The sequence below is a fragment of the Bartonella sp. AA74HLJMH genome (assembly GCF_042197045.1).
Lineage (GTDB): Bacteria > Pseudomonadota > Alphaproteobacteria > Rhizobiales > Rhizobiaceae > Bartonella.
The window spans coordinates 1-1,974 of the sequence record NZ_JBHIRJ010000076.1 but is presented as its reverse complement, the minus strand read 5'-3'; the positions used below and the strand labels follow the sequence as shown (position 1 = coordinate 1,974).

Below are 1,974 nucleotides of genomic sequence, written 5' to 3'. Positions count from 1 at the left end.
AGAAATCATTACGAGAAAGCAATCGTGCTTGTTTTAAAATGTCTAATGCTTCAGTTGATAAAGGCACGCGAAATTCTGTTGTAGCATCCCGTCTTCCTTTCATATTTTCAGCAGGGATTGTCCAGATATCCCCATCAACTTGATCTTTATGGATATAACGTAAAGGACGTGTACGAACGCCTGTCAAAATAAGCAAACGTAATGCCAGATATGTTATGGTTGTTGTTTTACAAAGCGTCTGATAAAAGCCGGCACTTCTCTCCAATCCATAGCTGGTCTATTCGTGATCTTATAGCGTTGTTTGCCTAATAAAGCTTGTGCTTTTTCTGTTGCTTGTAAATCAACATCTAAACCCAAGGCAGCAGCATGTTTAAGACAAAGATTAAGACGCATCAATGCTGTTCGAGCAGTTCTAGCTTTTGTATGCCAAATAGGGGCAAGAATATTGCGTATCTCTGTTTGTGTAATCTCTGAAATGGGTAGACAGCCTAATTTAGGGAGAATATGAAGGCGTAAAGGTGTAAACCATTTACCATTTTTACCATCACCTTTTAATTCAGCTTTACGAGTTTCAAAAGTATCTAGTGCAATATCTTTTAAGTAATGGAGATTGCTTATTGCCTCACGCTTTTGTTTTTCACGTTCTTTAATAGGGTCACGCCCTTCACGTAAAACAGCCCGCCATCCTGTTGCCAATTCACGGGCTTGTTTTAAAGAAACATCTCTTAAAGCACCCAAGCCCATTTCACGGCGCCGACCATGAATGGTATAACGATACAGCCATTGAGCACCACCATCTTTACGCTTATGGAGAAGCAAGCCGGCACCATCATTATATTTGCCAGCTCCCAATGTTGCGACAGCCCTTGCATTAAGACGATTCATAAGAACCATTTTTACTCCTTTCTGCTATAGTTTTTACCCACACATCAACCCCGCTTGTGACGTGCAAGCAAGTGATTTTGATTGATTCAAGATACACAGATTTAAGATGAGAGAATCTTACGTTATTCAGGGTTCTCATTCAATATGAATAACGCTAGATTATGATTATAAATCAATGCCTTGAACACTTGTTGAATGCCGTTGGTTTGAAAGCGAGCGATATTACAAAGCGCCCGATTTAAGCACTGGAGAAGTTCGTGATTATAGTGAAGAGGAATTTAAGCAGTTACAGTGCATGATGCCCGATATCCAAGGGGCAGCTTTCAATAAAAAGGTCGTAAAACGTGCTTTTTTAGGGAGAAAATTGCTTGAATCCCCTGATCAACCTTTGGTTCCAGCGGGTCAATTGGGTTGGGAGTGTATAACAGGGTATTTTGATAAGATAGAACGGCAATTTTATGGGGTTGTCCGTCCGACAAAAGATCCACAACGATGGGCGAATAAATATTTTAGTCAAGTAATGCATATCCTTAATAGCCAATCCAAAGGCGGGATAATGGCAGAGCGGGGCGCATTTGAAGATGTGAGAGAAGCTGTAAAGAGTTGGAGCAGAGTAGATAGTATTACGGTTTTAAAAAATGGCGCTTTGGCAGGTGGTAAGATACAGCCCAAACCCGTAGCGCAATTCCCAACCGGTTTTTTCCAACTGTTTAATGAAGCCAAGGAAGCGATTAATCAAGTTACGGGCTTATCGCCTGAGTTTATCGGGACGAGAGAAGTCTCACAAGCAGGGATTTTAGAAGCACAACGGCGTCAATCTAGTCTTAACCTGCTTGCTTGTCTATTTGATGGCTTGCGTTTGTATCGCAAAAGGCAGGGTAAGATTATTTTGCATCTGATACAGAATTACTTGTCTGATGGTCGTTTGGTGAGGATATCGGGTGAGGAGAATGCGCAATATATTCCCTTAACACGTGAAGCGGTGATGAGTATTGATTACGATATTGTGGTGGATGATGCTCCAACCAGCCCGAATGAGAAAGAGCGTACCTTTGGCATTATCACGCAATTATTACCGTTGCTTCAAAA

At 41.3% G+C, this 1,974-nt stretch carries 2 pseudogenes; one reads left to right on the top strand and one right to left on the bottom strand.

The features are described 5' to 3' along the window. Positions 1-894, bottom strand: a pseudogene (locus ACFINH_RS09690) (tyrosine-type recombinase/integrase); the annotation flags it as partial. A 175-nt stretch (positions 895-1,069) separates the two neighbouring features. On the opposite strand from ACFINH_RS09690, the pseudogene ACFINH_RS09685 reads away from it, so the two are divergent. Continuing rightward, positions 1,070-1,974: pseudogene (locus tag ACFINH_RS09685) on the top strand (phage portal protein); the annotation flags it as partial.